2 protein-coding genes are annotated in these 6579 nt (G+C 56.3%); both read right to left on the reverse strand.

Annotation, left to right across the window (positions count from 1 at the left end; translation table 11 throughout):
• Window positions 1-2194: beta strand repeat-containing protein (locus ACIQ0Q_RS09740; protein WP_395772738.1), on the reverse strand; the 2194-nt coding region annotated here is incomplete at its 3' end.
• A gap of 344 nt (window positions 2195-2538) precedes the next feature.
• Window positions 2539-6564 (reverse strand): YDG domain-containing protein, encoded by a 4026-nt coding sequence (locus ACIQ0Q_RS09745; RefSeq protein WP_395772739.1) that lies wholly within the window; start codon window positions 6562-6564, stop codon window positions 2539-2541.
• Window positions 6565-6579 lie beyond the last annotated feature (15 nt).

A 6579-nucleotide genomic window follows, 5' to 3' on the forward strand; every position in this document is an offset into this window, starting at 1 on the left:
CACCATAGGTATTGGCACCGCTGATGTTGCGCAGGGCACCGGCGTTGGAAACACCCGTGCCGCTGAGGGTAAGAGCCTCCGCTCCCACGCTGATATCTCCCTGAAGCTCCAGTGCCGCACCGCTCGAGACGAAGGTGGCGCCAGCGGTGGTTCCGAGGGCACTCGCGTTGCGTATGTTAAGCACACCGCCGGTGATCGAGGTGAGGCCAGTGAACGTGTTAGCAGCAGTGAGGATCAGTGTTCCAGTTTCGTCCTTGGTAAGCGTGCCGGAAGTGGTGCCGATGATGCTATTGATCGTGGTGTTGCCCGCACCGCCCACGGTGAGGCCAAAAGTCGCTCCCGTGATGGTGCCGGCGTTGCTAAGAGTGAGAGTCCCGGCATCCGAATTGATGCGGCTGGCGGCTCCCAAGCTGAGAAGACCACCATAGGTATTGGCACCGCTGATGTTGCGCAGGGCACCGGCGTTGGAAACACCCGTGCCGCTGAGGGTAAGAGCCTCCGCTCCCACGCTGATATCTCCCTGAAGCTCCAGTGCCGCACCGCTCGAAACCGTGGTGTTGCCTGCGGTGGTGCCGAGGGCCGTTGCGTTACGGATGTTGAGTGCACCGCCAGTGATCGATGTTGCGCCAGAGTAGTTGTTCGCTCCCGAGAGAGTGACGTTGCCAGCGCTTATTTTGGTTAGAGCTCCCGCGCCGTCGAGGATCGCGGATACAGTGCCACTCTGGAGATCGTAGGAAGTCCCGGTCAGGGCTCCCGTCGTGCCCGTGATGCTACCGCTTTCCACCGAGACCGCACCGACAGTATCGTTGAAAGTGGCGATATCCAGCGTGCCGCCGGATACCGTTACTCCCCCGCTGGAAAGTGCGTTGGTGATGCCGTAACGAAGTGTTCCGTTAGAGACAGTGGTCAGACCGGTGTGCAAGTTCAAACCAGAAAGGATCAAGGTTCCGGCACCAGTCTTCGTCAGGGCGCCGGTGGTGTTGGCACTCGCTCCACTGATGGTCAGCGCGTTTGCGGCCTCAGTCACATGGATCGAACTACTCGTCGCTGCGGTCAGCGTAAAACTGCGGTCCGTGCTGGCTGTGGCTCCCGTGTATTGCAGTGTGCCGCCGCCGAGAACCAAATTGCCTGCAGCAACGGCCGCCTGTCCCAGGTTCCCCGCCGTCCCGCCGTTGCCAATTGTTGCGACGCTCAGCGTTCCGCCGTTGATACTGGTGACTCCGGTAAAGGTATTTGTTCCGCTGAGGACCAATCGACCACTTCCGGTGATCGTCAAGCCACCATTCGAAAGGATGCCCGACATCACTGACCAATCATCGGCGCTATTCGCGTTGTCCACCAGCTGGATGGTGCGCGCTGCGGCATTGAGGTTGAGATTCGAACTCAAGGTCACGACATTGTTCGCGATGTTACTGCCTAGAATCAACGATGTGTTGTTGGCTAGAGAGTTGGCTGTTGATGCCCAGGTGCCGAGAGCCGTAGAAACTGTTAGCGCACCACCGTAAGCAGCAAAGCCGCCGCCACCAGCGCCGAAGTTGACGTTCGTGGCGGTCGTGCCAAGCGCCCGGCTAAAGGTGCCACTCGTCGCGACCACCCCTCCACGCAGCTGATAGGCTCTTGCGATGTTGCCCGTTCCGCTAAACGCAAGTGTTCCCCCGTTGATGTTGAGCGTTCCCGTGTTTGTGAGGCTCTGGGTGATTAAAAAAGCACTGGTGCCTGACTTGGTGATCCCTTTACCGCCGAAGTCGTTGCCGGAGGATCCGGAGAGTGTGATCAAGCCGGTGCCGGTCCCGCCCAGAGTGAGCGGACCGTCGGAAACTTTGATTCCAGAGCTAATCGTGACGGCCTGCGAGGAGTTTTGAAAAATCCCGTTACTCCCTCCGATGAAATTCAAGAACGAACCGCTTAGCGTGAAACCGCCCCCTCCATTGGATTCAAACTGCAGCTGGTTTGCTTTGAATTCACCCGGCAGCGTTATCGTTCTATTGGTGGATGCCACACGTCCGAACACGAAAGCGGCCGAGGGGTTGCCGTCGTTGGCGACCGATGCTCCTGCTTGATAATTTCCGGAGACATTGATCACACCGCTCGATGATCCAGTCCACACATTTTGCGCGAACATCGGCGCGGAGGATGCGCAGAATAAAGATGCAAAAACAGAAAGGCTATTGAATAATGGGGTACGGGGCTTCATCTGATTTTGCGTTTTGTATTACTAATGAGCACTTAAAGTTGGGACGCTAATTTCCGTCTCCGCATCTACTTTCCCATGCTGTTTCGAATAATAATACGTCCCTCTTAAAGCGGACTCATTAGTATGCGTGGTTACAAATCATAGTCTTGTCCCCATTGTTAGTTTTCGGGGTCAGGTGCGGCGGAATTAAGTAGCTCTTCGGGGTACTATTGCAAGTTTTTTTAATTTTTTTTGGCCCTCGCATTGGATTCTTTGTAAAACTTCATGGAAAATCAAATATGGATTACCATCTGAGGCATGGCAATCATGCGAAGATCACCCCATCTCGCTGATGCGAATCGGAATTACTGCGCCGGGAAGGCGACACGATAGAAGGCCGAGGGCCCAGGTGGCTGGGTGTCATCAAAGATTACCATTGAATCCGCGCTTGCCGTGACAGTGGTGATCCGCGTCCAAGAGCCGGGCAGCATTGTCGTCGAACGCTGGATAGCGTAAGTGCGACCTGAGAAACCATTGAATTTCAGTCGGATACCACCACCGGGCAACACGCTGATCTGAGGAGTGTTTTCGGGACTCGTCAACAGAGGATCTTCGACGATAGAAGCACTCAGGCTCGGTTGAGTCAGGGTGTAGTTGCCTGCATTGACTCCCATCAGGGTGTAACCCGTCGTGGTGATGGCAATGCCGGTTCCTACATTCGCAGAAGCGAAAGTGAATACCGGTGTGCCAGCCAGACTGACATCATCCGCTCCCACCACACCGCTCAGAGCGGCTGTGCCGCTTGCATTGGCGTTCGTGTTGCCATCGTATGGTTTGTTGTCGCCAGTCAGACCAGTGATCGTCAGTTCTTGAGCGGTGATGTTCGCACTCAGGCTCGGTTGAGTCAGCGTGTAATTGCCTGCATTGACTCCCGTCAGGGTGTAGCCCGTCGTGGTGATGGCAATGCCGGTTCCTGCATTCGCAGAAGCGAATGTGAATACCGGTGTGCCAGCTAGGCTGACATCATCCGCTCCCACCACACCGCTCAGAGCGGCTGTTCCCGTTGCAGTGGCATTCGTGGTGCCATTGTAAACTTTATGACTCCCCGTCAAGCCTGTCACGGTAAGTAACTTTGCGATCACCGTGCCTGAAGAAATGGATAGGATTTGCTGTTGTGCACCAGAGCTGTTCAACGTGATGTTGCCGCTGTAGCTGCTGGGGGGGGTGTTGGCTGCCAGGCGCACGGAGATCGTGGTCGATGCGATCGTGCCAGGTGCCCCGAAAGTGATCGAAGAAGCGTAGGAAAGCCCATCCGCAGAAACCTCGAATCCCGCAGGAGCTGCTGCGGTGATACCGGTCGTCATCGCAGCGCCAGAGACGGTGAACGTTTGAACGGACGAGGCATTCGCGAAGGTAGCGCTGAAAGCAGAAAGTGCCCCAGACACGCTAATCACCGGGGTAGGCGGCATCTCGGCGGGATTCACTGCAATGCTGACGGTGGTGGTGGTCGTGTTGTAATTGGTGGAATCCGCTGGCGTGAATGTAACGCTTTGATTCGATATTCCGGCACTGGGCGCCGTCGATGGCGTGGTGAAACTGAAGGTTCCCGGAGTGGATGCGCTGCCGCCGGTAAGCGTTGAGCGGGAGAGGGTTTCGCCGACGGTGATGGCGGAAGCCGTGGGAATAGTGGTAATTGTAGGTGTCGCCTTGTTGACGGTGACGCTTACCGTGGTAGTAGCTCCTCTTAGATTGCTGGCGATGCTCGGGGTGAAGGTCACGCTGTGGTTAGACGCGCCGGTGGCGGGCAAGGTGGCGGGACTGGTGAAGGCGAAGGTTCCGGAGACGGAGCCCATCCCCCCCGAGAGAGTCGAGCTGGCGAGGCTTTGCCCGTAGGTGATGGCTGAGGCGGTCGGCGCCGTCGTGATCGATGCAATCGTGGGAATTCGGAAAATTTTTGCATCCTTAGCTGCGACGGAGGTGCTCAGCGCTCCATTGATGCTGACATCGGTGAGCGAAAACAATTCTTTGGCGGTGTAGGAACCGGAAAGCCCTAACCGATCCATGGCTATGTTGTAGGACTTGCTGCTCGCGGAGTAGTTGAAAACAACCACATACAAGTCGTTGCCCACCTGGGAACTATAGGCATCTGCGGCAGCGCTGCCCGAATTGGTTTCCACGGGTCGGAAGGCTTTCCCCCCTTTCCTACTGATATCTAACAAGACTTCTCGTTGGGCATAGTCCTTGATGCGGTTCGAGTAGAGATCGGGATTGGAGAAATCGTCTCCTAACACAATGGGACCACAGGTAAGAGCGGAGGCAAATCGGGCGCGGTTTTCCCCTTCCGTCGCAGATGCCTCATACCTGCTGCCGAAAACGATGTGATCGGCATCGATGTAATGGTAAATCTGAGATTGCCACCAGCCGTAGGACACCGAGTTCATGGTGTATTCCGTATCGTTGATCTGAGCGAACGCATCGCAGGCCACGCGACGGATGTGCGCATAAGGGCCGGTCGCAATGTTGGGTGAGATCGCGACATAGACCAGCATTTGATCGTCCAGTCGATCGGTCAGATACTTCATGCCTTGATGGAAAGCCTGGTAGCCCGTTTTCACCGAAGTGTCATGCCAGGAGTCCGCTTCCACGGCGGCGTGTCCGATGAAGTCGAGCTTGATAAATTCGAAGCCGCATGCCTTGAACTTATCGATCACCAGATTGATTCGTAGTTTTGTTCCTGGGTGCGTAGGATCCAGCGCGCGGGTGCCATTGAGCTCATGGAATCCGCCGTTCACTTTCGTCCAGAGATCTCGGTAGTTAAAGGCAGACGCCCCTTCCACGCTCCGTTCGGTTTTGCCCCAATCCACGAAAGGCGCCCAGTAAATGCCAGGCTGCAAGCCGCGCGCCTTGCAGTAATTGGCGAACTCGGTGAGCTGGCTGAAGTCGCCGGTCAGGCCTCCTGTTACGAGATTGTCCCAGTAGGAATCGAGATCGATGAAGACCTTGTTATCGCTGCGGAATGCCGGGATCTGGGTATGAACAAAATCAGCAACGGCCTTCGCTTTTGTCAGCGTCAAGTCATTCTGGATATCTCCCCAGGTGTTGTAAGCAAAGGGCGTGCTCCCCGTGTAGTTGAAAATGTATCTCGGGCTGAAGACGTTCACGGCCTTGCCATACAAATCCATTCCATCTCTGAAATCGGAAAAGTAACCCACGAACATGCGGGGCGATTTGATGGAAGATCCTACCAGAGATCCGTGCACTCGCTGGTCTCTGGTGACGCCGATGTCCACGTAACCACCCCACACCGTGAGCTCCGACAACTGAGTCCCCGTGCCCACAGCCTTCACGCCCGTCTTCCAACGATCGCTCTGCACGGAACCAGCGACGATGCCGGTCCTGCTGGTGTTTTCATAAATGGCGCCTACCTCGGAACTGGTCACCGACTCGGCGAGAGGCTTGGCATCGTAGCGGACGAATCTATCATTATCAAATGGGACGAACAGCGAACGGTATTCGCCGGCGACGGGCAGACTCACCGCATTGGTTGCCAAGGGAGCCATGTAGTTGCTGCTCAAGCTCGTCCCCTGAATCGATACCTCGGTGAAGAAATAACCCACAGTATCGTAAACGTAAAACATCTGCTGCATTTGCGGTAGCCCTGTGCCGGTGAGCGTGACGGTGTATGTGGTGCCTGATCCGATGCCGTCCGTATGAGAGGCGCTGGTCACCGTGGCGGTGGTGTAATCGCTGCTGTTCAGCGTGACGTTGCCATTTTTCGCCTTCGCCAGGGCCTGCGTGATGATGCGGGTCGTGCCGTAGAAAACATCATACGATTTCGAGCTGCGGTTATACACAATCGAGTTGCCACTCCCGAACGGAATCGTCACGGTCGTTGCGGGATCGTACGAGTGACTGAAATCCTGAGCGCTCTGGTTCGCATCGGCAATGGTGACCGTTTTCGAGGAGGGTTGAAACACGTGCCCTGGCTTGGAGGGTGTCACGGTGTAGGTCCCATTGGGCAGACCCGCCAACAGATAGTTGCCGTTGAGATCTGAAACGACGCTGCTGGTCGTATCACCCGTCAGTGTCAAAAGCACACCGGGTAAACTGTTGCCAGCGCTCACGACGGTGCCACTGAGGGAGTAGGAAATGGTCCCGCTCGCAGCCACCGTTCCCGTCGGAATCGTGAGAGTCCGCTGCGTCGCACCCGTGCTGTTCGCAGTGATGTTGCCGCTGTAGGTGCCGGAGGAGGCGTTGGCCGCCATGCGGATGGACACTGTGGTCGTGTTGATCGTACCTGATGAGCCCACCGTGATCGAGGACGCATAGGCGCCACCGTTGACCGATACCTCAAATCCCGCAGGAGCTGCGACAGTAATGGCAGAAGTCATTGAAGTGCCGGAGAC

The sequence above is a fragment of the Arenimonas sp. genome, assembly GCF_044348765.1.
Lineage (GTDB): Bacteria > Pseudomonadota > Gammaproteobacteria > Xanthomonadales > Xanthomonadaceae > Arenimonas.

Bases quoted from the DNA above. Each gene is read 5' to 3' on its own strand.
- ACIQ0Q_RS09745 (WP_395772739.1), bottom strand. From the start codon at position 6,564: ATGACTTCTGCCATTACTGTCGCAGCTCCTGCGGGATTTGAGGTATCG.